This window comes from Poseidonibacter ostreae (assembly GCF_009208075.1).
GTDB lineage: Bacteria > Campylobacterota > Campylobacteria > Campylobacterales > Arcobacteraceae > Poseidonibacter > Poseidonibacter ostreae.
In genome coordinates this window covers 1-715 of record NZ_WFKJ01000119.1, presented here as the reverse complement: position 1 = coordinate 715, position 715 = coordinate 1, and the positions used below count along the sequence as shown (strand labels likewise).

At 20.6% G+C, this 715-nt stretch carries 2 protein-coding genes; both read left to right on the top strand.

Annotated elements, in window-relative coordinates:
* Positions 1-141 carry a winged helix-turn-helix domain-containing protein gene (locus GBG18_RS15800; protein WP_193311192.1) on the top strand — a complete coding sequence of 47 codons (141 nt, stop codon included), beginning with the start codon at positions 1-3 and terminating at the stop codon, positions 139-141.
* On the top strand, positions 131-715 hold a 585-nt coding region (locus tag GBG18_RS15055; protein WP_152192388.1), incomplete at its 3' end, for a hypothetical protein. The genes GBG18_RS15800 and GBG18_RS15055, both read left to right, overlap by 11 nt.

The following is a 715-nucleotide window of genomic DNA, read 5'->3' as shown; positions in this document are numbered from 1 at the left end:
ATGATTGAGCAACAGTTATGGAATAATGAAGAATTTATAAATAGTAATGTGATTCCAGTGACTATTTATCATCTTAGAAAAAAAATAGGTAAAAATCAAATAAAAAGTTTTAGAGGCTTAGGATATAAAATTGAAGTTTAAGAGTTTAAAAACACGTATACTGTTTTGGTTTGGAAGTAGTACTTTTTTAGTTTTATTAATATTTAGTTTTTCTTTTTATTTCCTCTTTGAAAAAAATACTTATTTTAATTTTGAATCAAAATTATATAAAGAAGCAATTTTTATAAAAGAGAATTTTTTACATGATAATAAAGAAAATTTTAATAAAAGAGAATTCCTTTCTTCTAAAGCTGCATTATTTGAAAATGAGCAAATAGTAAAAAAAACAGATGATTTTAAATTAGAAGATATAAGTTCTTATTTAGACAATGAGAAATCTTTTTTATTAATACATAATGATGAAAGTATGCATGCTATTTATACTTTAAAGATAAATGATAAGTTAAAAATCATTTTATATGAAGATAATATAGATGATAAAATTGAAGATATAATAGAAGTTATGTTAGTAATTGAACCTTTACTTTTTTTTACTTTACTCTTTTTAGGAAGTAACCTAATTGATAAAATATTAATACCAATAAATCATATAACAAGAAGTGCAAAGAATATTACTATAAATAATTTCTCAAAAACTATTCCTCCTCATAAACAT

Bases quoted from the DNA above. Each gene is read 5' to 3' on its own strand.
- GBG18_RS15800 (WP_193311192.1), top strand. From the start codon at position 1: ATGATTGAGCAACAGTTATGGAATAATGAAGAATTTATAAATAGTAAT.